This window comes from Streptomyces sp. NPDC028289, from assembly GCF_055565975.1.
Window position 1 is genome coordinate 84300 of record NZ_JBVHTI010000005.1, and the last position, 25757, is coordinate 110056.

Here is a 25757-nt window from a genome sequence, read left to right on the forward strand (position 1 = left end):
GGACACGGCCGCGGCTAGGCGGCGATCCGCAGCTTCTTCGTCACCGTCACCTGGTCCAGGTCGGACACCCGTACCGTCACTGTCATCGTCCACTCGCCCGCGATGGGGAGGTTGACGGAGTCGGCGGCCCAATAGCCGCCGCGGTCGGTCACGTTGGCGGGGAGCGGGCCGATCTTCTGGGCGGCGAGGGTGAAGGAGAGACGGAGTTCGGGGACGGTGGAGATGCCGCCGTCGGGACCGAAGACGACCGCCTGCACGGAGTTCGCGCCGACCCGGCCCGGGTCGAGGGTGATCTGCACCTTGCCGTGGCCGTTCGGGGTGCCGACGTCGAAGGGGACCAGGGCCACGGAGGCCGCGGGGATACCGGCCGCTGCCGACGCCGTCCCCGACTCGGCCGCCTCGGCCGCGGCCCGGCCGGGCAGGGTGCCGGTGAGGATCGTGGTGATGCCCAGGACGGCGACGCCGACGGCCACTTCGGCGAGGACCGAACGGCGCAGGGCGGCCTGGTGGCGGCCGGCGGAGGCGGCGGCGGGCGGTTCGCCGGAGGCCGGTGGTTCGTCGGAGGGCGATGGCTTGTCGGAAGCCGGCGGCTCATCCGCGGTCGGCGCGTCCGGTGCGGCCGGCAGGTCCGCCGGGGCGCCGACCGGCAGCGGGACGCGGGCGGGGGCCGTCACGGCCGGGGCGGGCGCCAGTTTCGCCGTCCAGCGGCGGGACTGCGAGGCGGCCGCCAGCAGCAGGGTCACCGCGGCGAGTTTGACGAGGAGGAGCCGACCGTACGACGTGTCGGTGAGGGCCTGCCAGGAGCCGAGGCCGCGCCAGGACTGGTAGACGCCGGTGACGACGAGGACCGTCACCGAGGCGAAGGCCACGCGGGAGAAGCGGGTGACGACGGCGGCGGGCAACGGCGTGGCGGAGCGCTGGAGGGTGATCAGGAGCGCCGTGAGGCCGCCCAGCCAGAGCGCCATCGACAGGAGGTGCAGGACCGACGACGTCATCGCCAGCGGGACCTGGATGCCGGCCGAGGCGTGTTCCGCCGCCGCCCAGGTCAGGGCCAGGGCGACGGCGAGGGCGGCGGCGGTGGCGAGCAGGGGGCGGGACGGGCGGTCCCGGCTCACGCGCTTGCGGAGAAGGAGGTGGTGGAGGGCTGCGGTGAGCGCCAGCAGGGCCACCCTGGCCAGCAGGGCCAGCCCCGGGCGGCCGGTCGCGGACTTGGCAAGGGCCGAGAGGTCGAAGGCCGTTGCCGGGGAGGTGCCCTCCTCGTACGGGGCGCGCAGGACGAAGAGGAAGAGGGTGGCGGCGAGGAGTGCCCACCACGCCGTGCGGATCGGTGTGCGGAGGGCGGCGGGGTCCGGCGGACGGCAGACTGCGATGAAGGTGACGGTGCCTGTCAGCAGGGCCATGGCGAGGTACGCGACGTAGCGGCCGATGTTGTAGAGGCTGCCGGTGACCGGGTTCTCGACGGGGCCCGTGGAGACGCTCGCCGTGGTCGCCGACGGCTTGCCCACGGAGAAGGTGAGGGCGCCGGAGACGGGGTGGCTGTCCGCCGAGACGATCCGCCACGCCACGGTGAAGGTACCGGTGCCCAGCTTCTTCGGGAAGGTGATCCGGGCGGTGTCCGAGCCGGCCGGGCCGTGTTCGGCTTCGCTGGTGTCCACCCGGTGGTTGGTGGGGTCGTACACCCGGAACGAGTCGTCGAGCAGGCCGACGGCCTCGGTGAAGGTGAGGGTGACGGCTCTCGGCGACGACTTGAGTACGGCGCCGTCCGCGGGATCGCTGGCGCGCAGGGCGGCGTGCGCGGAGGCGGGGGCGGCCGACGCGAGGAGGAGGGCGGCGAGGAGGGTGCCGAGGAGCGCGAGGGCGCGCAGGGTCCTGTGGTTCCTCTGGTTGCCGTTCGGCGCCTGCCGCCTTTCGTGCCCTTCGCTCACGTCACCCGCTCCGAGTTCGGAAACACGCGTTCTTGGGTCATACGGCTGGGAAGCCTGTAGCGCTCAATTTGTCTGCGAGTCAGTGGGGGCTGGTCGCGCAGTTCCTCCCCCAGCCTTCGGCTGGGGGTACCCCCAGCGCCCCTTCGGGGCGCTACCACGTCGGACGCGCCGACACCCCGCCGTCCACCACCAGGTCGTGGCCGGTGATCCAGGACGCGAGCGGTGAGGTCAGGAAGACCACGGCGTTCGCCACGTCCTCCGCGTTCCCCAACCGGCCCGTGGGCACGGCCTCCTGCCATCTCCGCACCCCCTCCGGCCAGGCCTCCGCCAGTCCTTCCCGGTCGATCAGGCCCGGGGAGACGGAGTTGACGCGGATGCCGGAGCGGCCGTACTCCAGGGCCGCCGCCCTCGCGTGCATGACCACCCCCGCCTTCGCGGTGCTGTAGTGGGCGTGGCCGACGGCCGGGTGGGACGCCTCGATGGAGGCGATGTGGGTGACGGTGCCGCCGCCGGGCTGGTCGCGCATGATCTCGGCGGCGGCCTGGGTGCAGGCGAAAACGCTGGTGAGGTCGGTGTCGACGACCGCTCGCCAGTCGGCCGCGGTCATGCCGGGCAAGGGCTGTACGGGCTGTACGGCCGCGTTGTTGACCAGGGCCGTCAGCCGTCCGCCGCCCCACTCCGCGGCCTCCCGGACGACACGGTGGCAGGTCTCCTCGTCGCTCAGGTCTCCCCGTACGACCGTCGCCCTACCGCCGAGGGCCACGATGTCCGAGGCCGCCTCCCGCGCGCCCCCTACCGCCGTACGGCAGTGCACGGCCACCGCCGCGCCCTCCTCCGCCAGGCGCCGGGCGATGACCCGGCCGATACCGCCGCTCGCGCCCGTGACCAGGGCGGTCTGTCCTTCCAAGAGGTGGTTCGTCATGGACGGCAGAGTTCCGTGATGCGGGCGGCTTCGGACGGGTAACGCGCCGTGAGGTGGGCCGCGTTCCCGTGCTCGTAACCCTCGAAGGTGAATCCGGGGGCCATGGTGCAGCCGAAGAGGGTCCAGGCGCCCGGGGCCGCCACCCGGGCGCCCATCCAGGTGCCGGCCGGGACGGTCAGCTGGATGTGCTGGCCGTCCCGGAGGCCGGGGCCGAGGACGGGGGCGCGGGTGGTGCCGTCGGGGGCGAGGAGCAGAAGCTCCAGCGGGTCGCCCAGGTAGAAGTGCCAGATCTCGTCGGTGGGGAGGCGGTGCAGGGCCGAGTAGTCGTCGGCGGTGAGGAGGACCACGATCGCGGTTCCCTCGGGGCGGCCGTCGGCGCGTGCGGGACCGGCCCAGGTCTCCCGGAACAGGCCGCCCTCACGGGGGATCGGCTCCAGGCCGTAGTGGGCGATGAGCTCATCGGGGGTCGGCATCGGGCTCGGGTTCGGCATCGGGGAGGACATTCGGGAAGGCTACCGGCCTGGTGAGAAAAGCCAGTTGAGCGTGCTTTTCGGGCAGGTGGACGTCGGGGACGTCGACCTCGGGGAGGACGACGGCCGGGCCGAGCTCGAAACCCTGACGCCGGAAGCGGGCGATCGCCTTCTCGTTGCGGACGTCCGGGTCCACGACGATGCGGTGGCGGTCGGGAGCGCGCAGGACGTACGCCGTGAAGGCGGTCAGCAGGGCCTCCGTCCAGCCGTGACGGGGGCCTTCGGGTCCGGCGGGGGCGAGCAGGACGTGGACGCCGATGTCGCCGGGGCGGACGTCGTAGCACTCGCCGACCCGGTCGGCCTCCGGCTCGTAGGTCTGGAGGAGCCCGACCGGGGTGCCGTCCTTCTCGGCGAGGTAGGCGTGGTGGGTGTCGAGGGTCGCCATGTGGGCGTAGATCTCGGCGACCTGGGAGCGGGTGAGGCCGGTCATGCCCCAGAAGGCGGCGCGTTCCGCGTCGACCCAGGTGTGGACGACGGCCGCGTCGCGTTCGGGGTCGAGGGGGCGGAGCCGGACGGTGCCGAAGCCGACGAGGGGGTGCTCGAAGACGGGGTGGAGCTCAGCCATCGGTGTCCTCCGGGAGGTCTGTGCGTTCCAGGCGGGCCCAGTCGGTCACGACCGGGGCCAGTTCTCCCTTGAGCCACAAGGGGAGTTGGTCGCTGTGGTGGGGTGCGCCGGGGACGCCGTCCGCGCCGAGCGGGACCGCCCAGAGGCTGTCGTCGCGGTTGGCCAGGTCCCAGACGTAGCGGGCGGCCGGGCCGCGCGATGAGCGGTCGGTGAGGCCGGGGACGGCGGAGGTGCACAGCACGCAGTCGTGGTCGCCGGACAGGGCCGGTCCGTCGTACGACGGCTCGGGCAGTGCCTGCCAGGGGGCGAGGCGGTGGGTGTCGCCCCAGGTCCCGGTGGGCGGGTCGGCCGCGACTTCCTCCACGGCCGCACGGACGGCGGCGGGCCGGTCGACGCCGTACAACTCCGCCGCCCCCAGCAGGTGTTCGAGGGCGAAGGCGATGCGGGGCGTGAGCGCCAGCCAGGGGAGCAGGACCTCGGGCCGGGCCGGGGGTTCGGCGAGCGCGGCGAAGGCGGGGTGGGCGGCGAGGTGCCGTACGACGGCGGAGCGTACGGCCGCGTAGGCGGCGGCGCCGGTGCTGTCGGCGTCCATCCGGCGGTCCCAGGCGAGGAGAAGGTCACGGAGCCCTGCGGCCCCGGGGGTGAGGTCGTCGAGGGCGGCCAGGTGGTCGAGGAGGGGCGTGGCGGAGGCGAGGTGGGTGTCGGTGTGGATCGCGGACATGCCGGCGGCGGACCAGGTGCGGCGCTCGTCGAGGAGGGCGCGGATGCGGTCGGCGCGGTGGGGCGGGGCGAACTCGACGCCGAGGGGGGTGGCCGGGCCGCGCTGGTTCGCCATCACGGCGACGCCGTCGGTGAGGTCGCCGTACGGCATCTCGTGCCAGCCCTGCCAGTCGTGGCCGGGGAGCCAGGCGGGGGCGAGGCGGGTGCGGTTGGTGTGGGAGCGGACGGGGACGCGGCCGGCGACGCGGTGGAGGAGGCCGCCCTCGGTGTCCGCGGCGTGCACCACGTTGACGGGCTCGGCCCAGGCGTCGAAGGCACGGTCGACGTCGGCGACGTCGCGGGCGCGGAGGAGAGGGAGGAGCGCGCTGAAGCCGAGGTCTCCGGTGACCCGTGGCGGGTACCTGAGCGCCAACGCCTCGGCTTCGCCCTCGACGGACGTTCTCCCACCCGAACCACCCGTGCGCGTTTCGTCGTCGGGTGCGGGTGGCCCCTGCGGGGGCTGAACACCGTCGGCGGCCGTCGGGGCCGGTGCGGTCTCCGCTGTCGGCCAGTCGGTGATGAGCGGGCCCCGGGGTGTTTCGAGCAGCTCGATCTGTACCGGGGGGTTGCCGGAGACCTCGATGGTTTCCGTGTGGTGGTCGGCTCGGGTCCAGGTGCCGTCGGGCGCCAGGGCCTCCACGCCGGTCGCGGTGCGCCGCAGGCGCTCCCGGTAGAGGTCCTGGTAGTCGGCCATCGCGTTGGTGATGGACCAGGCCACCGTGCCCGTGTGGGCGAAGTGGGCGATGCCGGGGACGCCCGGGACCGCCAGGCCGATGACGTCGAACTCCGGGCAGGAGAGGCGGATCTGCTGGTAGACCCCCGGCGCTTCGATGAAGCGGTGGGGATCGCCGGCGAGGAGGGCGTGGCCGGTGGTGGTGCGGGAGCCGGCGAGGAGCCAGCCGTTGCTGCCGGAGGTACCCGGGCCGTCCGTGGCGAACAACGGGACCGCCTCCTCGCCCAGGTGCCGTACCGCTTCCTCGCGCCACAGCTTGGCCGGGAAGCCGGCGAACAGGATGTGGGTGGCCAGCCAGACGCCCAGGGGATGCCAGGGCTCCCAGGTGCCGGGGGTCAGACCGGTGCGGGCGAACTCGGGCGTGCGGGCGGCGCCGGCCGGCAGGCCCTCGTTGACACCGGCCACGTACGCCCGTACCCACTCCGCCGTCTCCGGGTCCCGTCTCTCCAGCGCCTCGAAGCAGCGTCTCGCCGTGTCCGCCAGGCGGGCCCGGCGGGCGAAGACGTCCCAGGCGAGGGCCGGTGCGCCGAGGAAGGACGCCGACGTGCCCTGCGTGCGGTGCCGCTCCACCTCCAGCTGCCAGGCCCGGTCCCGGGCGGTGACCCGGCCCTGCGCACGGGCGAGTTCGAGGGCGTCGGCGGCCCGCAGATGCGGGATGCCCCAGGCATCGCGGTACGTCTCGATGGTCACCCCGTGACCTCCTTGCGTGAGGTTAGCCTTACCTAAGCTGAATCGCGGGGGAATCGTACGTGAAGGGTGAGAGAGCCGAGGAGGCCGGGGGCGGGCGGGCCGCGGCGAGCGCGCGGCGCCGGTCCGGGCGCGGGATCATCGAGCCATGGACGCCGACGCCGACTCCCCCGCCCTGCATCTGGCCCAGGACCCCGAGGCCGACCGACTCCTCAGCCGCAGCAGGCTCGCCGCGCTCACCGGCATGCTGCTCGACCAGCAGGTGCCGATGGAGTGGGCGTTCAAGGGGCCCGCGACCATCGCACGGCGCATGGGCGCGGACGACCTGGACGCCCACGAGATCGCCGCCCAGGACCCGGAGGCGTTCGCCGCGCTGCTCTCCGAGAAGCCGGCCGTGCACCGGTACCCCGGCTCCATGGCGAAGAGGATCCAGCAGCTGTGCCAGTACCTCGTCGAGCACTACGACGGTGACGCCGAGGGCATCTGGCGTGACGTCGACAGCGGGGCCGAACTGCTCAGGCGGCTCCAGGAACTGCCCGGGTTCGGGAAGCAGAAGGCGCAGATCTTCCTGGCGCTGCTGGGGAAGCAGCTGGGGGTGACGCCGACGGGGTGGCGGGAGGCGGCCGGGGCGTACGGGGAGGCGGCGGCGTACCGGTCGGTGGCCGACATCACCGGGCCCGACTCCCTGGCGAAGGTGCGGGCCCACAAGCAGGAGATGAAGGCGGCGGCGAAGGCCGCGAAGGGCGGCGCCAAGTAGCACGTGGTGAGCAGGGCGGCCGTGGTTCCCGGTGGATCATCCGATCAGCCCCTCCCTGCTGGCACGTCCGCCGCCCTCGGTCTCAGCTGGAACCATGACCGAGCCCCCCAGCACCGGCCCCGCCGACGACGACCGGAAGGCGCACGCCACCGGCACCGCTCGGCATGAGCCCGAACCGCCCTTCGAGGGACCGCTGCACGCCCTCTCCCGGGCCGCCTGGCAGATCGTCCTGCTCACCGGGATCGCCTCCCTCGTCCTCGGCGTCCTGGTCCTCGTCTGGCCCGGCGCCTCGCTGCTCGCCGCCGGCGTGCTCTTCGGCATCTACCTGCTGATCGCCGGTGTCTTCCAGCTGATCGCGGCGTTCGGCACGCACCGGGCCACCTCACTGCGCGTGCTGGCCTTCATCAGCGGCGCGCTGATGATCGTGCTGGGCCTCTTCTGCTTCCGCGGCCCCCTGGAGTCGATCCTGCTGCTCGCCCTGTGGATCGGCATCGGCTGGCTGATCCGCGGGATCACCCAGACCATGGCCGCGGTCTCCGACTCCCGGATGCCGGCGCGGGGCTGGCAGATCTTCCTCGGGATCGTCACGTTCGTCGCCGGCGTCGTGCTGATCGTCTCGCCGTTCAAGTCGGTCGCGGTGCTCACCCTCGTCGCCGGTATCTGGCTGGTCGTCGTCGGCATCGTCGAGATCGTCACGGCGTTCGGCATCCGCGGCCGCGCCAAGCAGATCCCGCAGACCCTGTGAACGCGGGCCTCGCGGGCGCGGGCCTCACGGGCGCGGGCCTCACGGGGCACGGGCCTCACGGGCGCGGGCCTCACGGGCGCGGGCCCCGGCTGCCCGGCAGGCGCAGGCCCCGTCGGCATCACCCTGTCCCCTTCGTCTTCTTCGTCAACCTCGCGCCCCGTAGGTACGCCGAGCGAGCGGATCTCGGGCCCCGCACGATGAACACCGCCCACTCCGCGGGGAGATGACCGGCATGAGCAGCGGTGTCCCGACCGGACGTCGCCCGCGGTCAGGCCCCGCCTGGCCGCGGGCGCTCGTGCTGCTGCTCGTCCTGCTGCTGGCCGGCGTCCCGACGGCTGCCGAGGCCCTCGCCGCGGCCGCCCCGGCCGTCTCGGCGGAGACCGTCGAGCACGACGTCCTCGACATCCCGCTGCGGCCACCCGCCCGCACCGTCCACCGCGCCGACGTACCCCAGCGGCCCGCGCCGCTCCCCGACCCGGCGCCCGCCGGCCCGGCGGACCGCCACCGTCCCTGCCCGACGGCACCGCGTCCGCCGTACGCCACGCCCCTCCTGCGCACCGTGGTCCTGCGCTGCTGACCGACCGGCCGCTCCCGCACACGTCCAGGTCAGTCAGCTCTACGCAAGGAACACAGTCATGTCCTCAGACCCGTACGCGGTCCTGCGCGCCCTGCTGCGCGCGGAAGCCGTGCGCAGCACGCCGAAGCCCGAGACGAAGACGGCCGAACCGCCGAGGCCGCGGCCGCAGGAGCAGAAACGCGGTTGATCCCGCGGAGCCGAGCCGGGTGTCCCGTGCGGGCGCCCGGCTCACCTGCGTCTGCGGGCCGTACCGAACAGCGACCTGGTGATCTCGCGGCCGAGTTGCGTACCCACCGACCGGGCGAGGGACCTGAACATCCCGCTGGCGACGACCTGTTCGACCAGCGACGGTTCTTCCGTGCCGGCCTTCGCGGCTTTCGGTGCCCTCGGTTCGGCGGCCGGCGCCCGCTGCAGCTTCTCGTACGCCGACTCCCGGTCCACAGCCTGTGCATAACGTCCGTGGAGCGCGGACCCCCGCACCGTCGCGTCCAGTTCCGCCGCGTCCACCGGACCCATCAGGGACTCGGGGGCCCGCAGCCGGGTCGCCGCCACCGGTGTCGGGGCGCCCGTCTCGCCGAGCACGGTCACCACGGCCTCGCCGATGCCGAGCCCGGTGAGCAGTTCCTCGAGGTCGTACGACGACTTCGGGAAGGTCTGCACGGTGGCCCGCAACGCCTTCTGGTCCTCCGGGGTGAAGGCCCTGAGCGCGTGCTGGACGCGGTTGCCGAGCTGGGCGAGGACGTCGGACGGTACGTCCTTCGGGGTCTGCGTGACGAACGCTTCTGTCACTTCCACCCTATGTTTTCGACCAGCGGGTTCCTGGCCTCTTCCCCTGAAGTGAAGCCTACGGCTCCCCCGAAGGTCGGCAGGTACGGCAAGGCCGCCCGGATGGTCGACAGTGGCCGTACGCTCGAATCATGAGCGCCGACATCGGCAAGCGGCTTCAGGAGGTACGCAAGCGACGCGGTATGACACAGCGTCAGCTTGCGAACGAGTCCGGCCTGTCCCTGTCCTTGATCAGGAAGCTGGAGCAAGGCGAACGCGCTGACACGCGCCTGGAGACCGCCCGCCAACTGGCACAAGCACTACGGGTACCGACGACCTACCTCCTTTCCGAGCACGAGGACAAGCCGGAAGCGGCACCGGGAGCCGATGACCGGTGGGAAGCCGTCCGGCGCGCGCTCGTGGCTCCTGTCCGGGCGGACGGGGTGACCGAAGAGCCGACCGTGAACGGCGTACAGGACGCCGTGGAATCGGCCCTCCCCCTCTTCTCCGGCGATCGGTTCGCAGAGCTGAGCGTGATCCTCCCGCCGTTGCTGCGGGACGCCGATCTCATCGCCGAGAGTGGCCCGGAGGGGCGAGCAGTACGCGTCCGGCTCTCACAGCTCACAGGCTGGTTGCTCACCCAGACACGACAGTTCGAGGCAGCGGACGTCGCACTGTCCCGGTCCCTGGAGGAGTCTTCAGACCGGCTCCAGGCGGCCGCGACGGTGAACACACAGTGCTGGCTCCTGCTGCGGCGCGGTCGGCTGGCTGAGGCACGGGAGCTGGCGACTCGGTGGGCCGACGAGGTGGAGCCTCGCATCTCGCGGGCGACTCCAGCCGAGCTGAGCGCGTGGGGCTGGCTGCTGCTGCGGGCCTCCGCTGCGGCAATCCGTGACAACCGGCCGGGGGAGGCCGAGGACGCCTTGCGCTACGCCAACTCGGCGGCGGTCGCGATGGGGCGGGAGTTCGCCCCGCGCGACGACTTCTTGCAGGCGTTCGGACCGGTCACCGTGGCATTGAAGCGGGCCGAGAACGCCATGATCGTTGACAAGCCGGACCTGGTGCTCAAGCTCTCGGCGCGCATCCCGACGGGCGGCATGCGGCCCACGTCCAACAACCGCAACCGTCACCTCCTGGACGTGGCGGAGGCGCACGCCCGCTCACACGACTACGCCAGGACGGTCGAGGTCTTGCAGGGCATCCGCGCGGACGCCCCTCAATGGCTGCCCAACCAACGTTACGCGCGAGACATCTTCAACCGAGTGATCACACGTCGGCGTACCCTCACGCCGGAGATGCGGGAGCTGGCAGACGCGATCGGCGTACCGCTGTGACACGGTGTGGCACTTCGCGCTGCCACCTCGCCAAAGTGCCATTGAGGTGTGTTCCCCCCGCTACGTAGCGTCATTGACATGGCGACTCAAGGCAGAGCACCAAAGACGGCAACCCCTGAGCGCGGAGAGGTGATGTACGACCCCGGAACGCGCAAGGTCGGGGAGTTCCAGGCGATGGCTGGTCCGTACGCGATGTTGCGCCCGGTGGGTGGCGGTCGTGAATGGGAGGCGAACCCGCAGCAGATCCGTCCGGCCACCGATTCGGAGCGGCTGAGCGCGGGCGTGAAGGTCGCCAACGAGCAAGCGGGGCGAAGGCTGTGAGCGCGCGATCCGTGATCCGCCACGAGACATGGACACTCACACCGGACCGCGAGCCGGATGCGGAACCGACCATGTACGCGATGGAGTGCGCGGTGTGCGGGGAGTCCTCGGACGGCAGTGAGGACTTCGCGGACGGGCAGAGCTGGGTGTTGGGCCACTGCGGCCGGAACCCGTCGCACCACACCTTCCGGGAGCTCATCACTCGCCCGTGGCGCACCTGGCGGCACGCGTGATGTGGCGCGCCATCGGCTGGTTAGCCCGTTTCACGGGTCCGCTGATGATCATCATGGTCTCGGGCTCGTGCGGCTTCGTCATCGGTGTGGCTGCCGCGTCCGCCCCGGTGCTTCCCTAGATCCCCGTCCCCGCCGGTCGTAGCTGATCGAGGTTCCCCCGACTCAGAGAAGCCCCGGCGGGGGCGGGTCCTTGCCCTGGTAGTGGCGCGGTTGGGGCACGCCGCCGGCCGTAGAGGCTTTTGGGCGGGAGCTGCCATGGGGCGAGTGAACAGGGGGCCATACGCTCGCCAGCGGATCGGGCAGTCTCTTGGAGCCTGCCCGCAATAGCCCGATCGGCCCCCTGTTCTTCGAGGCTCGCCCCATGGTGGCTGCCTAAAAGCCTCGTAGGCCGTCGGCCCCCGGCCCAAGAAGGTTGAACCGCGGCTCCAGCCACTCCGGCGGGCGTTGAGCCGCCGACGCGGGGCGGGGCGGGCTCTTGGGCTGGCCGGTAGGGGTGTCGGCGCTGGGGGGGGTGGCTGAGCTGCTGGAGGCTGTAAGCCTCGGGCCAGAGCCCTCGGGATCGGGGCGGGCAGGTGCGCCGTGGTGGATCTGGCGCACGCTCTCAGGTCGCCTGGTGTACGCCGGGGCGGCGGCGCCCCGGACCGGACCGGCCGAAGGCCGCATGCCGGGCCGGGGTGCGGCAAGCTGCATCCGGCGGCGCGCCGAAGGCGCGCCTGGACAAAGTAAAGCCAGATTCCGCCACGCTCCGAACCGCCGACCGCTCCCGTCTCCCGATGGGCGCATGACACGTGGCACAACCGGCCGGACAGACACGCTCAGTCCACTGCTACCGGAGCTGCACGACTCCCGTTCTCCGGACGTGCCCACAGATGCCCTGTCCCCGGCGGTAATTCGGTTGACATCTCGTCATCACTCTGGGTCAGGCGCCTGCTGATGCGGTTCCCATCCCAGCCGATTCCGGTACGGATTTCCCATGGCCCGAGATGATGCGGCGAGCTGTGTGTCACGGAAAAACACAGGCTTCCATCGGCGGCAACTCCTATAATTCGAAGGAAAGTTGACTGCGCCTGATCAGGGCGTATGCAGGATAAGCGCCCTGTAAGCGCAAAGGAGAGAAGCCATGAATACCCGCTACCTACTTCCCGATTTGAGGCTCTGGAGGCCGCGCCATGTCTGCCGAATCCGGCAACAGCATCACACGCAAAACCCGCCCGTCCGCCGCGTTACCCGCTCCGGCCGAACGTTCCGGCGTGCTGGCACGCGAACAACGTCTGCAAGCCCTCTCAGAGGCGGACCGTGATCTCATACGGCTCGTCAATGATCCGCTCTTTTCGCGATGGCAGGAGCAGATCAAAGCTATCGGCGGCTGTGCCAATCCGATTTATCTGTCCGGCTCCACCGTCACCCGCGATGCCGTCACGGGTGAGGTGATCTCGTCCTACTCGACCGCCGGGGAGCCCGGTGAGCGTCTGGCCGTACGCTGCCGCAACCGGCGTGCCTCGGTGTGTGAGCCGTGCTCTCGGCTGCATGCCGGAGACACGTTCCAGCTCGTTCGCTCGGGCCTGTCCGGCGGCAAGGGTGTACCCGATGCGGTGAAGGATCGCCCCCGGCTGTTCGTCACCCTGACCGCCCCGTCGTTCGGGCCGGTGCATCGCGTGCTCGACGGGGGACGCTGCCGTCCCCGCCGGGATGATCCGCGCTGCGAGCATGGACGGCGACTCGGCTGCGGCCTGGTGCACCACGAGGATGACTCTCTGGTCGGCCTGCCGCTGTGCCCGGACTGCTACGACCACACAGGCCATGTGCTGTGGCACGCGCATGCCGGGAAGCTGTGGGATCGGTTCACGACCGCCGTGCGGCGCTATCTGGCCTCGGCGGGCGGGATACCGCGTTCGCGACTCGGTGATCACCTGGTGGTGTCATTCGCCAAGATCGCCGAGTTCCAGCGGCGCGCGGCCATCCACTTCCATGCCGTCGTGCGCCTGGACGGTCCGGACGGCGCCGGCTCATCCCCTCCGCCATGGGCGGCAGAGAGACTGCTCTTGGATGCGGTGGAACACGCTGCCGCGTCCACCTTCGTCACGGTGCCGTACTCCGACGCCTACGGGACCGAACGGGTCTACTGGGGAGGGCAGTTCGACGCCCACCCGATCCGCCCCTTCTCCGATGGTGACAATCCGTCGGATGCGGCCGTCGCCGGGTACGTGGCCAAGTACGTGACCAAGGGGGCGGCCGAGACAGGTGCCGGACTCGACTACCGGATCACCGGCCCGGAGGACATCCGCGCGGCGGTCGTCAACAGCCACATACGTGGCCTGATGGGCGCCTGCTGGCGCCTGGGCGGCCTCGCCGAGCTGGAGCATCTTCGGCTGCGCGCCTGGGCTCACAGCGTCGGCTACCGGGGCCACATCCTCACCAAATCCCGCTGCTACTCCACCACGTACGGCGCCCTGCGCGAGGAACGAGCCGACCACCGTCGAGGTGCCAAGCCTGCGGACGGCCCGGACACGGTCACGGAGTCGGCCTGGCGCTACGCCGGATCCGGCTACACCTCCGGCGAGGCTGACTATGCGTTCAGCATCGCCGAGAGCCACGCGCAGAGTCTCCAACTGGCCAGGGAGGCAATGGAGGACGAGCGGCGGTGGTCGAGTGTTTGACCAGTTCGCCGGGTGGTTCCGATTCGGGCGTCTGGTGGAGAACCGTCCGCAGGCGCTTTCGAGTTGGCGCGTCACAACCGATACCCGAGAGGCTGCGGCTGCTGTCGCTCGTCTCCTCGGCGGTATTCCGGAACAGTGGCAGACAAGCAGCGCCGATCGATTCGAGGTACTGACGAACGCTTCAAAAGTGCGGATAGTCCTCGACGGCCCACATTACATCACGAACGACATGAGAAAGTGGGGCGGCAGAGGCCTGGTTCATCACTGCAACGGTCAACAGTTCCTGTCTCCAAATCAATTGAAAGGCGAGCCTTGCGGCTGTCCGGAATCGACCATGGAACGAAAAGCGAGGGCCCGGAGCCGGCTCGGACCGCAGCCGAATTCTGAGATCACCTTTCAAATCGACAAGGCGCCGGGACTCGGCCACTTCCGAGTTCATTCCATCTCCTGGAAGTTCGCCGAATCTGTAGCGGCAATCCACGCCCTCTTGAACTCGGCGCAGAGCAAGTTGGTATGTGACCTCTCGCTTACGGTCGTCGAATTTGAAACGGCGGCTGGACGCACGGGCACATATAGACAGCCGATCCTTTCCGCCGAAGGAGTGGTTAAGGCCGTATAGGCGACCGAAAGCGTGCAGCAAACAGCCCCGTCCAGGCATCTGGGGTACCTGGACGGGGCTGATCGGCGCTCAGATAGGGGTTACGGGGTAGGGGCAGGCTTCTTGGCCCACTCAACCGCTACGCGCTTGCTCGCGTCGTACGCCTCCCACCTGTTCCCGCGCGACTCGGCCTTCGCGACAACGATCCGGTCCAAGAAGAGCCGCAGGAAAGAGCGCTTCTCCTCGTGACCGGCGGAGTGCCACCACGACCCGGGGCCGATCGGGTCTCCGTCCGGCTCGTCCCCGCCGACCCACTGCTCAATGGGGAGGACCGGCATTTCGGCGCTGGACAACTCCGAGATACGGGACTCCAATGCCTTGATCTCTTGCTCCAGTCCGGCCTTCTTCCCCTTGAAGCGCTCCCGCCCGATCGGACCGCTGTAGACGCCGTTGTCGAGGTCGTCGTACAGCTCGTTGAGCGCCGCTTCGCGGTCCTTCTTCCTCATCACCAGTTCGGCGCGCTCCGTGACCAGTTCAGGGCTCGCGATCGTGGCCGCGAAGCGACGGGTCGCCTCCTCAATCAGTTCGAGCGTCTCGGGGTCGTCCTCGTCCGCGCTGGACACCTTCGCGAGAACAGCACGCGCAACGTGGTCCTCGACGTGCTCGCGCTTGATGCTGTTGCCGCCCGTGTGCCCCTCGGTGACGGCCCCCTTGGGTCGGGAGCACCGGTAGGACGCCGTGGCGCTCTGGTTGCCGTTGCTGGACATCGTGAAGCCGCACTCGCAGAACAGCATGGTGAGTCCGCTGAGAAGTGAGGTTCCCCGGTTGAGTCCCTGTCCCCGCCCCCGGGTCTTGAGCCACTCCTGTACCGCATGCCAGTCGGCGGGCTCAAGGATGGCCTCGTGGCTGGTCACAGGCTCCTGAGTCTTGGGGTCGCGGATGGTCCGGTACCCCGTGATCTGCTCGCGGATCGCTCCGTCCTTGGTCTCCTTGCGCTCGTAGACCGGCTCGACCGCATGCCCGATCATGCGCGGGTCCTGCAAGATCCGCTTGAGGGTGGTCACCTCCCACTGAGGGGGCTTGCTCCGGCCCGGAGTGCTGATGGTCACCGCGCCCCGCCACTTGCCGTTCAGGCGGGCGGTCTTCGTCGGCACACCTCGCTCGTTCAGGTCGGCGCAGATGCCAGCCAGTGAGCCGGGGTTCCGGCGTCCCGCCTCTGCCGGACGGCCGGTGTTCTCCAGGATCACGCGCACGATGTCGCGGATCACCTCCGCTTCGTCGTCCACGATCACGAGTTTCCGGAGCGTCAACCCGGCTTCCCTAACCTCCTCCGTCGCATACCCGTACGGCGGAAGTCCCCCGACCCACGAACCGGCATCTCGCAGGATCTTCTTGGTCCCCTTGATGTGCTTGGACTTGTTGGCGCTCTCCGTGTGGGCGGCATCCAGCCGCATGATGAGCATGATCAGCTTCATCGTGTCGCCAGGCGGGAAGTCACCCTCGTTGACCGAGACGATCGTGACTCCGAGCCGGTGCAGTTCCATCACGACGGGAATCGCGTCTTCGGGGCGCTGGCGTGAGAACCGGCTGACGTAGTGGACAACGATCACGTCTAACCGTCCGGCGCGAGCGTCGCCGAGCATGCGCTCGAACTCCGGCCGTACGACTCCGACCTTGTAACCGGACAGGTCCTTGTCCTCGTAGTCCCCGACGTACTCGTAGCCACGCCTGGCCGCCTCCGCCCGACACGCCTCACGCTGTGCGCGCGGTGACCCCTCCGACCTGTCCTGCCGTTCCTGGCTCTGCCGGATGTACCCCCCGGCCCGCTCCCGCTTCTCTTTCATATGGGTAAAGTATCGGAAGCAAAGAAGACGCCGACCCCTTTCGAGCGAATGAGGCGCACGGTCTGCGTGATCGAGTCCAGGAACGCCTTCGAGGCGTCGTCGAACAGCAGGTGTGCCTCGTCGAAGAAGAAGACCAGCCTGGGCCGGTCGGCGTCGCCGATCTCGGGGAGGTCGTGGAACAGGTCGGCGAGCAGCCACATCAGGAAGGTGGAGAAGAGAAGGGGCTTGTCCTGGACGGCGGGGAGTTCGAGGACCGAGACGACGCCGCGGCCGTCCGGTGCCGTGCGCAGGAGGTCGGCCGTGTCGAACTCCGGCTCGCCGAAGAAGTCCGCCATGCCCTGGGCCTCGAAGGCGGTGAGCGAGCGCAGGATCACCCCGGCCGTGGCCGTCGACAGCCCGCCGATGTCCTTCAGTTCCGCCTTGCCCTCGACGGAGGTGAGGAAGGCGACCACCGCCCTGAGGTCCTTGAGGTCGATCAGCTCCAGGCCCTTGGTGTCGGCGTAGTGGAAGATCAGGCCGAGGGACTGTTCCTGGGTCCGGTTGAGCTGGAGCACCTTGGCGAGCAGCAGCGGGCCGAAGCTGGTGATCGTCGCGCGGACGGGGATGCCGTGGCCGAGGCCGCCGAGCGCGAGGAACTCGGCGCCGAGCGCGAGGAACTCGGCGGGGAAGCCGGCCGCCGTCCACTGCTGTCCGACCTCGGCCGCCCGGCCCCTGACCCTGTCGTTCGCCTGCCCGGGCCGCGCGACACCGGACAGGTCGCCCTTGACGTCCGCCAGGAACACCGGGACGCCATGCGCCGAGAGCTGCTCGGCGATCAGCTGGAGCGTCTTGGTCTTGCCGGTGCCGGTGGCGCCGGCGACCAGGCCGTGGCGGTTGAGCATGGGGAGCGGGATGCGGACCGGCGCGCCGGGAAAGCACCGGCCGTCCCGGAGAACGGCGCCGAGATCCAGCGCCTGACCGGCGAAGGCGTACCCGGCGGCGATCCCGGCGACCACGGGATCGCCGACGCTCGCGGGATCCGTGCCGCCTGGGGCCGGGGCCGGGGCCACGGCACCGGCTTCGTCGGCCGCACCGGCACTCATCATCGGACCCCCTGTTCCCTTTTAGCCCAGTTGATGACCTTTACGGTGTCTTTTCCAGCGTCGCACTCGGTCGCCATGGCTGCGCCCGGAACGTCTGGACCGGTAGGCTTTCCGTGTGATCTTCAAGCGCATCGGAAACGGCCGGCCGTACCCCGACCACGGCCGGGAGAGCACCCGGCAGTGGGCGGACGTCGCACCGCGCCCGGTCCGCCTCGATCAGCTCGTGACGACCAAGGGGCAGCTCGACCTGGAGACCCTCCTCGCCGAGGACTCGACGTTCTACGGCGACCTCTTCGCGCACGTCGTGAAGTGGCAGGGCGACCTGTACCTGGAGGACGGGCTGCACCGCGCGGTCCGCGCCGCCCTCCAGCAGCGCCAGGTGCTGCACGCACGCGTGCTCGAACTCGACTGATCACCCGCCAGCCACCGGGCATTTGCCGCCGGTTGGCCCTTTCGGGTTGGACCGCGCACCATCGGATGATCATCTATTAGTCAACGCACCCGTGGCGCACTACGCTGCGCACATGAGCATGCTGACTCCCCCCGGCATGGGCGGCCAGTACCGGATCACAGGGGACAAATACCCTCGCATGCGCCCGCGCCGACGGCGTGCCCGGCTCGTCCTCTCCGTGGTCGCCTCCGTCACCGCGCTCGGCCTGGTCGGCTGGGGCACCCTGCAGCTCATCGACGTCTTCACGGGCGGCGGCGGGACGGCCTCGGCGGCCGGCTCAGCGGGAGACTGCGTCAAGCAGGCCGCCGCCAGCGCCAGCCCCGCGGCCGGCGCGTCGGCCGGTACGTCGGCCGCGGCGCTGCCGAAGCCGGCCCAGATCACGGTGAACGTCTACAACGCCACGACCCGCACCGGCCTGGCCAAGGACACCGCGGACGAACTGAAGAAGCGCGGCTTCAAGATCGGCGACGTCGGCAACGCGCCGGCGAAGTTCGACCAGAAGGTCAAGGGCACGGCGATACTGCTCGGCCCGCCCACGGCCCTGAAGACCTCGCTCCCGGTCCTCGCCACGCAGGTGACGGCAGCCGACCAGCGCACGGAAGCGGGCCGCAAGGGCACCGCCGTCGACCTGATCATCGGCAACGCCTTCAAAACCCTCACCCCCCAGACAACAGCCGCAAAGGCCATCACAGCCCTGTCGAACCCCACCCCGACAGCCTCGACTTCAAAGAAGAGCTGCTGAGACCAGCGGCAAGCGCCCCGAAGGGGCGCGGGGAACTGCGCGACCAGCCACGACGAACCCGCAGCCGCCGACACACCCGCACCCCTGCGGCACCCACGCGAACGCCCCGCCAGGGCTCGCGGCACTCAAAGAGGCAGGACCAGGCAAGCGCCCCGAAGGGGCGCGGGGAACTGCGCGACCAGCCGCAACGAACCCGCAGCCGCCGACACACCCGCACCCCTGCGGCACCCACGCGAACGCCCCGCCAGGGCTCGCGGCACTCAAAGAGGCAGGACCAGGCAAGCGCCCCGAAGGGGCGCGGGGAACTGCGCGACCAGCCACGACGAACCCGCAGCCGCCGACGCACCCGCGCACCCCTGCAGCGCCGAAGCTACGCCCGCCAGGGCGAACCGCCCGCTACTCGGCCGCCCCGTACAGCCGGTCCCCGGCGTCCCCCAGCCCCGGCACGATGTACCCGTGCTCGTTGAGGTGGTCGTCCACCGCCGCCGTCACGACCGTGACCGGCGTGCCCGCCAGCTCCCGCTCCATGAGCTCGACGCCCTCGGGCGCAGCGAGCAGCACGACCGCCGTCACGTCGTCCGCGCCACGCCGAATGAGCTCGCGGATCGCCGCGACCAGCGTGCCGCCCGTCGCCAGCATCGGGTCCAGGACGTACACCTGGCGCCCGGAGAGGTCCTCCGGCATCCGCGAGGCGTACGTGGACGCCTGCAGCGTCTCCTCGTTGCGGATCATGCCCAGGAAGCCCACCTCGGCGGTCGGCAGCAGCCGGACCATGCCGTCCAGCATGCCGAGCCCGGCCCGCAGGATCGGCACCACCAGCGGGCGCGGCCGGGCGAGCTTGACGCCGGTCGTGGCGGCCACCGGGGTCTGGATGTCGACGGCCTCGGTCCGCACGTCCCGCGTCGCCTCGTAGGCGAGCAGGGTGACCAGTTCGTCGGCGAGCCGCCGGAACGTCGCGGAGTCGGTGCGCTGGTCGCGCAGCGTGGTGAGCTTGTGGGCGACCAGGGGGTGGTCGACGACGTGGAGACGCATGTCCACAACAGTAACCGCGCCCCCGCACACCTCGCGCAGGCCCGCGCAGCCCCACGTGGGCATCAAACCCCCCATCCGGGGGAAAGTGGAGGTGTCGGACTGGGGGTGATGCGACCGTGCCCGAGCTTCCTGAGCCGCCCGAGCGGCCGGACCGCGCGTACGGCGCGCCCGAGGGCGAGACGGAGGCCGAGCGGCGGCGCCGCCGGGCCCGGTTCCTGCGCGAGCTCGCCGAGGCGCGGGCGCTGCGCGACCGCGTCCAGCCCCGCCGCGCCAAGGCGGCCCGGCTGCGGCACGCGATGCGCATGCGGACGTTCCGCTGGTAGGAATCGCCAGGAGTCCACGAGATCGGCAGGAGTCCGCAGGACTCGCCAGGAGTCGGCAGGACTCGGCAAGAGTCGTAAAGCCGATCCTTCGGCAAAGATCCACTCCTTGTGGCGCGTTGCGGTCCGTCATGGGGAAGGCCGTGCGTGGGGCGCGGGAAAACCCGCGTACGATCCGCAGGTGGCGGCAACGAGTGCGCTGGTGACTGCGTTCACGGACGCATGGATGGCTCTTTGCATACGTGCGATCAAAACTGCCAGACACAGGGAGCCGAAGACGTCCCCTGAACGCCTTGTTTCTGCCACGATTCCGAGTGGGCGGGGCTCGGAGCACAGCTCTCCCCGTCCAGAACCTCCGCCGGGGGGACCCCCAACCGGCACGCCTAAGACCAGTGGGAGAGTCACGGTGTACTTCGCCGCACTGCTCGCGCGCACCGAAGACGGGTGGGAAGCGAGCGACACAGAGCTCGACGATGTGGAGACCCTGTCGGACCTGGCCGACCTGGCCCGGGAATCGGCGCCGGACGCCGACGACACGGTGCTCGTCTTCATCGAGCAGGAAGACGCTTGGTTCGGCGTCGTGCGCGTGGACGGCGAGGAGGACCCCCGGGTCTTCGTCTCCAACGCAGCCGCCGCCGCCCGCAGCTCGTACGGCGAGCTCCTGCTCACCGACGAACTGCTCGGAAGGGAGCCCAAGGACGACGCCGACGACCTGGACGCCCTCGACCTCGACGGCACCGAGGACGGTGAGCCGGACGCCGAGGAGGACGACGACGCGGACGGTTCCGCCGTGCCGGCCGGCCCGGTCGGCGACGCCGCGATCCTGGACGACCTGGGCGTGAGCGCGAAGGAACTGCTGTCCCTGGACGAGGACGCGCTCGGCGAGATCGCCGAGGCCCTGGGCGCCTCCGACGTCCTGGAGACCGTCCGCTGACCTTCCACGAGGCACCCGGGTCCCCCGACCCGGTACGCGACCGCTGGCGGGCCGCGATGCGGCTCGCCCTGGACGAGGCCGGCCGGGCCGTCCGGGGCGGGGACGTCCCCGTCGGCGCCGTCGTGCTGTCACCGGACGGTACGACGGTCCTCGCGGCCGGGCACAACGAACGCGAGGCCACCGGCGACCCCACCGCGCACGCCGAGGTCCTCGCCCTGCGCCGGGCCGCCGCGTCGCTCGGGGAGTGGCGCCTCACCGGCTGCACCCTGGTCGTCACGCTGGAGCCCTGCACGATGTGCGCCGGCGCCCTGGTCCAGTCCCGGGTGGACCGGGTCGTCTACGGCGCCCGCGACGAGAAGGCCGGCGCCGCGGGGTCCCTCTGGGACGTCGTCCGCGACCGGCGGCTGAACCACCGCCCCGAGGTCGTCGAGGGCGTCCTGGCGGACGAATCCGCCCGCCTCCTCACGGACTTCTTCCGCACCCGCTGACACACGAGCCGACGCGCCCGCCGACGCCTTCCCCGGCCGCCGAATACCGATTTCAGAGCACGGCCCCCCGTGCTGTAGGGTCTCCCTCGGTAGCGTGTCCGAGCGGCCGAAGGAGCTCGCCTCGAAAGCGAGTGTGGCGCAAGTCACCGAGGGTTCAAATCCCTCCGCTACCGCTGTCGAAGGAAGGGCGGCTCCGTATCGGAGCCGCCCTTCCTTCGGTTATGCCAGGGGCTCGGGGCGCTTGCCCGCGTAGTTCCACACGAGGGCCCCGAAGACCGGGGCGTGGAGCAGGAACAGCAGCCAGAGCCACTTCGGGACGAACCTGACCCGCTCCCGCGGCGTGCGGACGCAGTCCAGCAGCGCCGCCACGACGAGCACGATCAGCAGGGTGACGAGCCCGAAGGCCATCGCGGTGGTCAGCATCTGCGCTCTCCCTCTCGACTCCGGTTGGCCCGGGTTCGCTTCCGTTGCCTCGGCCCTTCATCGGAGCGACCCCCGCGATCGGTTCACGCGATCGGTCCACGGTTCGGAGATTCGGAGAAAAAAATCCGGCACCCATCGCGCCGTTGGTCATACAAAACGATCGGAGGGTTACACTCGCGCCCGGCAACCGGGGGTACCCGGGGGACGTGACAGGGGAGAGGCCAGGTGGCGGTGAACGCCAAGAAGATCGCCGTCTACGTACTCGTGATCTTCGCGCTCTACGTGATCATCACCGACCCGCCCAGGGCGGCAGACTGGGTCCAGATAGTCTTTCAGGGCATATCGGACGCCGCGAAGGCCGTCGGTGACTTCTTCACCTGGCTGGCCAACGGGGCGAAGTAGACGCACCTGGAGTACCCATGATCCGCCACCTGGTCCTCTTCAAGCTCAACGAGGGCGTCGGGCGCGACGATCCGCGCGTCGTCGCGGGCGCCCGGGCCTTCTCCGCCCTCGGCGACCAGATCGACGGGCTGCACTTCTGGGAGTGCGGCTGGAACATCACCGACCGCCCGGTCGCGTACGACTTCGCGATCAACTCCGCCGTCGAGGACGGGGACGCGCTGAAGCGGTACCTGGAGCACCCGGCCCACCAGGCGGCCGCGGCGCAGTGGCGGGAGTTCGGCACCTGGGTGATCGCCGACTACGAGTTCTGAGCCGTACGGCGGCTTCCGGATCCCGAGCCCCTCGCCGCGACGGCGGGGGGCTTTACTGCGCCTTACGCCTCAACTTGCCCGTATTAATACCCAACACGACGTTACCAGGTGCTTGCACACAGTGCACATGTCTTGTGATGCTATGACCGCTTTTGACGGATGATTGACCGATGAAGAGGTGGCGTTGACCGTGTCGGCCAGTTCTGCGCCGCCCCAGGAAGAGGCGCCCGCCCCAGCCCAGACCCCCGCTCAGACCCCAGCCCAGACCCCCGCCCAGACCCCAGCCCAGGCCCTCCCCCAGACCCCCGCCGCCCCAGCCCAAGCCGCCGCCCCCGCCCCGGAGAAGCGGCGGGGCGCCGACACCCGGGCGCTGACCCAGGTGCTCTTCGGTCAGCTCAAGGAGCTCAAGCCGGGCACGCCGGAGCACAACCGCGTGCGCGCAGCGCTCATCGAGGCGAACCTCCCGCTCGTGCGCTACGCGGCCGCCCGCTTCCGCTCCCGCAACGAGCCGATGGAGGACGTCGTCCAGGTCGGCACCATCGGGCTCATCAACGCCATCGACCGCTTCGACCCGGACCGGGGCGTGCAGTTCCCGACCTTCGCGATGCCGACCGTCGTGGGCGAGATCAAGCGCTACTTCCGGGACAACGTCCGCACCGTGCACGTACCGCGCCGGCTGCACGAGCTGTGGGTCCAGGTCAACAGCGCCACCGAGGACCTGACCACCGCCTTCGGCCGCTCCCCCTCCACCGCCGAGATCGCCGAACGGCTGCGGATCAGCGAGGAGGAGGTGCTCTCCTGCATCGAGGCCGGCCGGTCGTACCACGCCACCTCCCTGGAGGCCGCGCAGGAGGGCGACGGACTGCCGGGCCTCCTCGACCGCATCGGTTACGAGGACCCGGCCCTGGACGGCGTGGAACACCGCGACCTGGTCCGCCACCTGCTCGTCCAACTCCCCGAGCGGGAACAGCGGATCCTCCTGCTGCGCTACTACAGCAACCTCACCCAGTCCCAGATCAGCGCGGAGCTCGGCGTCTCCCAGATGCACGTCTCCCGCCTCCTGGCCCGCAGCTTCCAGCGCCTGCGCTCGGCCAACCGCATCGAGGCCTAGGGGCCACCCCACGGGCCCGTTACCGGTCCGAGACCCGCTCCGGGCGACTTGGTGAGACCGTAACCGCAAACAGGATCGAGCCATCACCGCCGAGAGCGAATCGCCCACCAGCGCACTTCCCGACAGTTGAGGGTCGAAAAAGCGTCAGACCCCCTTCTTCCAGGGCGGATTCACATCTCGCATGTCGACATGTCACTACAGCGTGTTGCCGACATGTGACATTCTGCGGGAAGCGCGTTTGCCGGGGCCCCGGCTCCGGTATTCAGGTGAAGGCATCGTTCCTAGCAGGGAACGCCGCCGCGACCGTCCCGCGACCCAAAGGGGGTGGCATGTCCGCAGACCAGGGCAGCTCGAAGGTGCTCACGCCCACGAACAGCGAGGCAGCGCCCAAGGAGCTCGACGCCATCGACGTGCTCGACAGCATCGATGGCGCCATCGACGGCGCCCCGGCGCTGGAGGCTCCGCCGGCCCAGGAGCTTCCGGCCGTCTCCGAGAGCCTCGACACCCGCACCCTGTCCCGCTCCCTGTTCCTGCGCCTTGCCGCACTCGAAGAGGACAGCCCCGAGCGTGCCTACGTCCGGGACACCCTGATCGAACTCAACCTCCCCCTCGTGCGCTACGCGGCGGCCCGCTTCCGCAGCCGCAACGAGCCGATGGAGGACATCGTCCAGGTCGGCACCATCGGCCTGATCAAGGCGATCGACCGCTTCGACTGCGAACGGGGCGTGGAGTTCCCCACGTTCGCGATGCCGACCGTCGTCGGCGAGATCAAGCGGTTCTTCCGCGACACCTCCTGGTCGGTCCGCGTCCCGCGCCGCCTCCAGGAGTTGCGCCTGGCCCTCACCAAGGCCAGCGACGAGCTCTCCCAGAAGCTGGACCGCTCGCCGACGGTGACGGAGCTGGCGGCCGTCCTGGGCGTCTCCGAGGAGGACGTGGTCGACGGCCTCGCCGTCGGCAACGCGTACACCGCCTCCTCCCTGGACTCCCCGGCCCCCGAGGACGACGGCGGCGAGGGCTCCCTGGCCGACCGCCTCGGCTACGAGGACACGGCCCTTGAGGGCGTGGAGTACCGCGAGTCGCTCAAGCCGCTCCTCGCCAAGCTCCCGCCGCGCGAGCGCCGGATCATCATGCTCCGCTTCTTCGCGAACATGACCCAGTCCCAGATCGGCGAGGAGGTCGGCATCTCCCAGATGCACGTCTCCCGCCTGCTGACCCGCACCCTGGCCCAGCTCCGCGAGGGCCTGATCTCGGACTGAGGTCGCACCTACGGCTTCCTTACTGACGGAGTGTCAGCCACACTGGCGCGATGCCTCTCCGCAGGACACAGATCCGTAGGAAGCAGATCCGCAGGACGTCGAGCAGCAGGACGCCGAGTGGCCGTGGGGCCGATGCTCCCGCGGCGCCGGTGGCCGGTCCGACGTGTCCACGCGGGGCACTCGGCAGCCGGTGGGGCGCCGTCACGGCGGCCTCGGCGGCCGTCGCCTGCCTGGTCTCGGCACTCACAGCGTGCGGAGGCGGCGGCAACGGCGGCTATACGGCGGTGGGTGCGGCAGGCGGCGCACCGAGCGCGTCGGCACGGCCGACGGGGTCGGTGACGCTGGTCCCGCTGGACGGGGCGAAGGGAGCGGACGGACCGACGGCTCCGGTGAGCGAGCCGGCGCCGCCCACGCCGCCCACGACCACGACGCCCATCTCGCCGTCCCTCACGACGAGTTCCCCCGGCTCCTCTTCCCACCGCACCGGCGCCCAGCCACCACGAAGCGGTCCGACGGCGCCCAACTCACCGCGGCCCGGCACCTCTTCGGCCACCCCTGCGCCCTCGCCCGCCGCCCTCACCTGGAGCGCCCCCACCCGCGCGGCCACGGACAAGCGGTGGTGCGAGAAGGTGACGGTCACCTTCGCCAACTCCGGTGGCACGGCGGTCCGTTCCGGCACGGTCACCCTCGGCACGCACATCATCGACCTGCTGGGCATCGACTGGTCGACGGTCACGTCGACGGAGCCCGTGCCGGCCCCGGTCGCGCCCGGCTCCCGCAAGGCCGGGACCTGGACGGTCTGCGTGGACGACTGGCGGGTGCCGCTCGGCATGCACGTCGAGACCCGGGTCGTGACCGTCGACTGGCGCTGAGCACGACGAAAGCCCGGGGCACGCGACCCCGGGTTCTCTTCGTCGTACGCCGGCGTGACCGCCGTACCGGCTGCCGCGGCAGCCGTCCTACATGAACGCGAGCCAGGCCACCGCCGCCACCACGACCACCGCGGCGACGACGCCGAGGATCAGGCCGAGGCGGGGGCCGGAGGAGGAGTAGGTGGTCGCCGTCTGCTGAGGAGTCTGCGGGGCCTCGTCGACGAACGCGCGGAACATCTGGGTGCTGCCGGCGGGGTCGTAGTTGCCCTGGGGGCCCTGGGTGTTAGCCATGGCCCGAGACACTAGCGAATCCGGGTGCCCGGCCCAAGTGGGGGGCCTCCCGTGCATCCGACTCGCCCCACCTGCGTGTTTACGTTCGCA

29 protein-coding genes, 1 tRNA gene and 2 pseudogenes are annotated in these 25757 nt (G+C 70.7%); 20 read left to right on the top strand and 12 right to left on the bottom strand.

Features of this window, described 5'->3' with window-relative positions; all coding sequences use genetic code 11:
- Positions 1–14: 14 nt before the first annotated feature.
- The 5 genes from ACZ4UV_RS25120 to ACZ4UV_RS25140 all read right to left on the bottom strand — a co-directional run bounded on the left by ACZ4UV_RS25120 (position 15) and on the right by ACZ4UV_RS25140 (position 6124).
- The gene (locus ACZ4UV_RS25120; protein ID WP_467841788.1) at positions 15–1865 is read right to left on the bottom strand and encodes a copper resistance CopC/CopD family protein; all 1851 of its coding nucleotides are present in this window, start codon (positions 1863–1865) and stop codon (positions 15–17) included.
- A 211-nt stretch (positions 1866–2076) separates the two neighbouring features.
- Positions 2077–2847 carry an SDR family NAD(P)-dependent oxidoreductase gene (locus ACZ4UV_RS25125; protein WP_467840838.1) on the bottom strand — a complete coding sequence of 257 codons (771 nt, stop codon included), beginning with the start codon at positions 2845–2847 and terminating at the stop codon, positions 2077–2079.
- A complete protein-coding gene (locus ACZ4UV_RS25130; RefSeq protein ID WP_390043650.1) occupies positions 2844–3320 on the bottom strand; it encodes a cupin domain-containing protein in 477 nt (158 codons plus the stop codon). Before ACZ4UV_RS25130 ends, ACZ4UV_RS25125 begins: the two co-directional genes overlap by 4 nt.
- Positions 3304–3942, bottom strand: coding sequence for a GNAT family N-acetyltransferase (locus ACZ4UV_RS25135; protein ID WP_451022061.1), 639 nt, complete (start codon positions 3940–3942; stop codon positions 3304–3306). Before ACZ4UV_RS25135 ends, ACZ4UV_RS25130 begins: the two co-directional genes overlap by 17 nt.
- Entirely contained in the window at positions 3935–6124 is a 2190-nt protein-coding gene (locus ACZ4UV_RS25140) for a penicillin acylase family protein (RefSeq protein ID WP_467840842.1), read from the bottom strand. The genes ACZ4UV_RS25135 and ACZ4UV_RS25140 overlap by 8 nt, the downstream gene beginning before the upstream one ends.
- Positions 6125–6269: 145 nt before the next feature.
- Here ACZ4UV_RS25140 and ACZ4UV_RS25145 point away from each other — a divergent pair, with 145 nt between their 5' ends.
- From ACZ4UV_RS25145 to ACZ4UV_RS25160, 4 genes are all read left to right on the top strand, one after another.
- Positions 6270–6878, top strand: coding sequence for an HhH-GPD-type base excision DNA repair protein (locus tag ACZ4UV_RS25145; protein ID WP_451022062.1), 609 nt, complete (start codon positions 6270–6272; stop codon positions 6876–6878).
- A gap of 94 nt (positions 6879–6972) precedes the next feature.
- On the top strand, positions 6973–7623 hold the full coding sequence (locus ACZ4UV_RS25150) for an HdeD family acid-resistance protein (RefSeq protein ID WP_451022063.1): 651 nt from the start codon (positions 6973–6975) through the stop codon (positions 7621–7623).
- Between the two features lie 232 nt (positions 7624–7855).
- Positions 7856–8200, top strand: a complete 345-nt coding sequence (locus tag ACZ4UV_RS25155; protein ID WP_451022064.1) for a hypothetical protein — start codon at positions 7856–7858, stop codon at positions 8198–8200.
- Between the two features lie 58 nt (positions 8201–8258).
- A complete protein-coding gene (locus ACZ4UV_RS25160; RefSeq protein WP_351485580.1) occupies positions 8259–8387 on the top strand; it encodes a hypothetical protein in 129 nt (42 codons plus the stop codon).
- A gap of 41 nt (positions 8388–8428) precedes the next feature.
- Here ACZ4UV_RS25160 and ACZ4UV_RS25165 read toward each other — a convergent pair.
- Positions 8429–8977: pseudogene (locus tag ACZ4UV_RS25165) on the bottom strand (helicase HerA-like domain-containing protein); the annotation flags it as partial.
- A gap of 140 nt (positions 8978–9117) precedes the next feature.
- On the opposite strand from ACZ4UV_RS25165, the gene ACZ4UV_RS25170 reads away from it, so the two are divergent.
- The 5 genes from ACZ4UV_RS25170 to ACZ4UV_RS25190 all read left to right on the top strand — a co-directional run bounded on the left by ACZ4UV_RS25170 (position 9118) and on the right by ACZ4UV_RS25190 (position 14129).
- The gene (locus tag ACZ4UV_RS25170; protein ID WP_467840848.1) at positions 9118–10299 is read left to right on the top strand and encodes a helix-turn-helix domain-containing protein; all 1182 of its coding nucleotides are present in this window, start codon (positions 9118–9120) and stop codon (positions 10297–10299) included.
- Positions 10300–10377: 78 nt separating this feature from the next.
- On the top strand, positions 10378–10620 hold the full coding sequence (locus tag ACZ4UV_RS25175) for a hypothetical protein (protein WP_467840850.1): 243 nt from the start codon (positions 10378–10380) through the stop codon (positions 10618–10620).
- Positions 10617–10853 carry a DUF7848 domain-containing protein gene (locus ACZ4UV_RS25180; protein WP_467840853.1) on the top strand — a complete coding sequence of 79 codons (237 nt, stop codon included), beginning with the start codon at positions 10617–10619 and terminating at the stop codon, positions 10851–10853. Before ACZ4UV_RS25175 ends, ACZ4UV_RS25180 begins: the two co-directional genes overlap by 4 nt.
- A 1169-nt stretch (positions 10854–12022) precedes the next feature.
- Positions 12023–13510 carry a replication initiator gene (locus ACZ4UV_RS25185; protein WP_467840856.1) on the top strand — a complete coding sequence of 496 codons (1488 nt, stop codon included), beginning with the start codon at positions 12023–12025 and terminating at the stop codon, positions 13508–13510.
- Entirely contained in the window at positions 13503–14129 is a 627-nt protein-coding gene (locus ACZ4UV_RS25190) for a recombination directionality factor (protein ID WP_467840859.1), read from the top strand. The genes ACZ4UV_RS25185 and ACZ4UV_RS25190 overlap by 8 nt, the downstream gene beginning before the upstream one ends.
- An 80-nt stretch (positions 14130–14209) precedes the next feature.
- Here the strand turns inward: ACZ4UV_RS25190 and ACZ4UV_RS25195 are convergent, their stop codons facing one another.
- Together ACZ4UV_RS25195 and ACZ4UV_RS25200 are read right to left on the bottom strand one after the other, a co-directional pair.
- A complete protein-coding gene (locus tag ACZ4UV_RS25195) occupies positions 14210–15952 on the bottom strand; it encodes a recombinase family protein (RefSeq protein WP_467840862.1) in 1743 nt (580 codons plus the stop codon).
- An 8-nt stretch (positions 15953–15960) separates the two neighbouring features.
- Positions 15961–17034: pseudogene (locus tag ACZ4UV_RS25200) on the bottom strand (helicase HerA-like domain-containing protein); the annotation flags it as partial.
- Between the two features lie 115 nt (positions 17035–17149).
- Here ACZ4UV_RS25200 and ACZ4UV_RS25205 point away from each other — a divergent pair.
- The gene (locus tag ACZ4UV_RS25205) at positions 17150–17446 is read left to right on the top strand and encodes a type II toxin-antitoxin system VapB family antitoxin (RefSeq protein ID WP_003999914.1); all 297 of its coding nucleotides are present in this window, start codon (positions 17150–17152) and stop codon (positions 17444–17446) included.
- Between the two features lie 112 nt (positions 17447–17558).
- A complete protein-coding gene (locus ACZ4UV_RS25210) occupies positions 17559–18227 on the top strand; it encodes a LytR C-terminal domain-containing protein (RefSeq protein WP_451022065.1) in 669 nt (222 codons plus the stop codon).
- 396 nt (positions 18228–18623) lie between these two features.
- Here the strand turns inward: ACZ4UV_RS25210 and upp are convergent, their stop codons facing one another.
- Positions 18624–19259 carry a uracil phosphoribosyltransferase gene (gene upp, locus ACZ4UV_RS25215; protein ID WP_189262743.1) on the bottom strand — a complete coding sequence of 212 codons (636 nt, stop codon included), beginning with the start codon at positions 19257–19259 and terminating at the stop codon, positions 18624–18626.
- Positions 19260–19375: 116 nt separating this feature from the next.
- Between upp and ACZ4UV_RS25220 the strand changes: the two genes are divergently transcribed.
- From ACZ4UV_RS25220 to ACZ4UV_RS25235, 4 genes are all read left to right on the top strand, one after another.
- Positions 19376–19582 carry a hypothetical protein gene (locus ACZ4UV_RS25220; RefSeq protein WP_390043661.1) on the top strand — a complete coding sequence of 69 codons (207 nt, stop codon included), beginning with the start codon at positions 19376–19378 and terminating at the stop codon, positions 19580–19582.
- A 403-nt stretch (positions 19583–19985) separates the two neighbouring features.
- Complete coding sequence (locus tag ACZ4UV_RS25225; protein ID WP_351485584.1) at positions 19986–20513, top strand: tRNA adenosine deaminase-associated protein; 528 nt, start codon at positions 19986–19988, stop codon at positions 20511–20513.
- A 56-nt stretch (positions 20514–20569) separates the two neighbouring features.
- Positions 20570–21001 (top strand): tRNA adenosine(34) deaminase TadA, encoded by a 432-nt coding sequence (tadA, locus tag ACZ4UV_RS25230; RefSeq protein WP_451017312.1) that lies wholly within the window; start codon positions 20570–20572, stop codon positions 20999–21001.
- An 88-nt stretch (positions 21002–21089) separates the two neighbouring features.
- Positions 21090–21174: transfer RNA gene (locus tag ACZ4UV_RS25235), tRNA-Ser, on the top strand.
- A 46-nt stretch (positions 21175–21220) separates the two neighbouring features.
- On the opposite strand, the gene ACZ4UV_RS25240 is transcribed toward ACZ4UV_RS25235, so the two are convergent.
- Entirely contained in the window at positions 21221–21424 is a 204-nt protein-coding gene (locus tag ACZ4UV_RS25240; protein ID WP_451017313.1) for a PLDc N-terminal domain-containing protein, read from the bottom strand.
- A gap of 225 nt (positions 21425–21649) precedes the next feature.
- Here ACZ4UV_RS25240 and ACZ4UV_RS25245 point away from each other — a divergent pair, with 225 nt between their 5' ends.
- The 4 genes from ACZ4UV_RS25245 (at position 21650) to ACZ4UV_RS25260 (ending at position 24504) form a co-directional block, all read left to right on the top strand.
- The gene (locus ACZ4UV_RS25245; RefSeq protein ID WP_294006505.1) at positions 21650–21826 is read left to right on the top strand and encodes a hypothetical protein; all 177 of its coding nucleotides are present in this window, start codon (positions 21650–21652) and stop codon (positions 21824–21826) included.
- A gap of 17 nt (positions 21827–21843) precedes the next feature.
- Complete coding sequence (locus tag ACZ4UV_RS25250) at positions 21844–22137, top strand: Dabb family protein (protein WP_451017314.1); 294 nt, start codon at positions 21844–21846, stop codon at positions 22135–22137.
- Positions 22138–22327: 190 nt separating this feature from the next.
- A complete protein-coding gene (locus ACZ4UV_RS25255; protein WP_467840869.1) occupies positions 22328–23248 on the top strand; it encodes an RNA polymerase sigma factor SigF in 921 nt (306 codons plus the stop codon).
- 329 nt (positions 23249–23577) lie between these two features.
- Complete coding sequence (locus ACZ4UV_RS25260; RefSeq protein ID WP_390043695.1) at positions 23578–24504, top strand: RNA polymerase sigma factor SigF; 927 nt, start codon at positions 23578–23580, stop codon at positions 24502–24504.
- Positions 24505–24778: 274 nt separating this feature from the next.
- Here the strand turns inward: ACZ4UV_RS25260 and ACZ4UV_RS25265 are convergent, their stop codons facing one another.
- Positions 24779–25144: a hypothetical protein gene (locus tag ACZ4UV_RS25265; RefSeq protein WP_451017316.1), complete on the bottom strand. Its 366-nt coding sequence runs from the start codon at positions 25142–25144 to the stop codon at positions 24779–24781.
- On the opposite strand from ACZ4UV_RS25265, the gene ACZ4UV_RS25270 reads away from it, so the two are divergent.
- On the top strand, positions 25134–25376 hold the full coding sequence (locus ACZ4UV_RS25270; protein ID WP_351485592.1) for a hypothetical protein: 243 nt from the start codon (positions 25134–25136) through the stop codon (positions 25374–25376). The two genes, ACZ4UV_RS25265 and ACZ4UV_RS25270, sit on opposite strands and share 11 nt — an antisense overlap.
- Before the next feature lie 87 nt (positions 25377–25463).
- Here the strand turns inward: ACZ4UV_RS25270 and ACZ4UV_RS25275 are convergent, their stop codons facing one another.
- On the bottom strand, positions 25464–25667 hold the full coding sequence (locus ACZ4UV_RS25275; protein ID WP_294006520.1) for a hypothetical protein: 204 nt from the start codon (positions 25665–25667) through the stop codon (positions 25464–25466).
- Positions 25668–25757: the final 90 nt, after the last annotated feature.

Bases quoted from the DNA above. Each gene is read 5' to 3' on its own strand.
- ACZ4UV_RS25125 (WP_467840838.1), bottom strand. From the start codon at position 2,847: ATGACGAACCACCTCTTGGAAGGACAGACCGCCCTGGTCACGGGCGCG.
- ACZ4UV_RS25175 (WP_467840850.1), top strand. From the start codon at position 10,378: ATGGCGACTCAAGGCAGAGCACCAAAGACGGCAACCCCTGAGCGCGGA.
- ACZ4UV_RS25145 (WP_451022062.1), top strand. From the start codon at position 6,270: ATGGACGCCGACGCCGACTCCCCCGCCCTGCATCTGGCCCAGGACCCC.
- ACZ4UV_RS25155 (WP_451022064.1), top strand. From the start codon at position 7,856: ATGAGCAGCGGTGTCCCGACCGGACGTCGCCCGCGGTCAGGCCCCGCC.
- tadA (WP_451017312.1), top strand. From the start codon at position 20,570: ATGCGGCTCGCCCTGGACGAGGCCGGCCGGGCCGTCCGGGGCGGGGAC.
- ACZ4UV_RS25240 (WP_451017313.1), bottom strand. From the start codon at position 21,424: ATGCTGACCACCGCGATGGCCTTCGGGCTCGTCACCCTGCTGATCGTG.
- ACZ4UV_RS25135 (WP_451022061.1), bottom strand. From the start codon at position 3,942: ATGGCTGAGCTCCACCCCGTCTTCGAGCACCCCCTCGTCGGCTTCGGC.
- upp (WP_189262743.1), bottom strand. From the start codon at position 19,259: ATGCGTCTCCACGTCGTCGACCACCCCCTGGTCGCCCACAAGCTCACC.
- ACZ4UV_RS25210 (WP_451022065.1), top strand. From the start codon at position 17,559: ATGAGCATGCTGACTCCCCCCGGCATGGGCGGCCAGTACCGGATCACA.
- ACZ4UV_RS25275 (WP_294006520.1), bottom strand. From the start codon at position 25,667: ATGGCTAACACCCAGGGCCCCCAGGGCAACTACGACCCCGCCGGCAGC.
- ACZ4UV_RS25250 (WP_451017314.1), top strand. From the start codon at position 21,844: ATGATCCGCCACCTGGTCCTCTTCAAGCTCAACGAGGGCGTCGGGCGC.
- ACZ4UV_RS25170 (WP_467840848.1), top strand. From the start codon at position 9,118: ATGAGCGCCGACATCGGCAAGCGGCTTCAGGAGGTACGCAAGCGACGC.
- ACZ4UV_RS25150 (WP_451022063.1), top strand. From the start codon at position 6,973: ATGACCGAGCCCCCCAGCACCGGCCCCGCCGACGACGACCGGAAGGCG.
- ACZ4UV_RS25195 (WP_467840862.1), bottom strand. From the start codon at position 15,952: ATGAAAGAGAAGCGGGAGCGGGCCGGGGGGTACATCCGGCAGAGCCAG.
- ACZ4UV_RS25185 (WP_467840856.1), top strand. From the start codon at position 12,023: ATGTCTGCCGAATCCGGCAACAGCATCACACGCAAAACCCGCCCGTCC.
- ACZ4UV_RS25260 (WP_390043695.1), top strand. From the start codon at position 23,578: ATGTCCGCAGACCAGGGCAGCTCGAAGGTGCTCACGCCCACGAACAGC.
- ACZ4UV_RS25130 (WP_390043650.1), bottom strand. From the start codon at position 3,320: ATGCCGACCCCCGATGAGCTCATCGCCCACTACGGCCTGGAGCCGATC.
- ACZ4UV_RS25160 (WP_351485580.1), top strand. From the start codon at position 8,259: ATGTCCTCAGACCCGTACGCGGTCCTGCGCGCCCTGCTGCGCGCGGAA.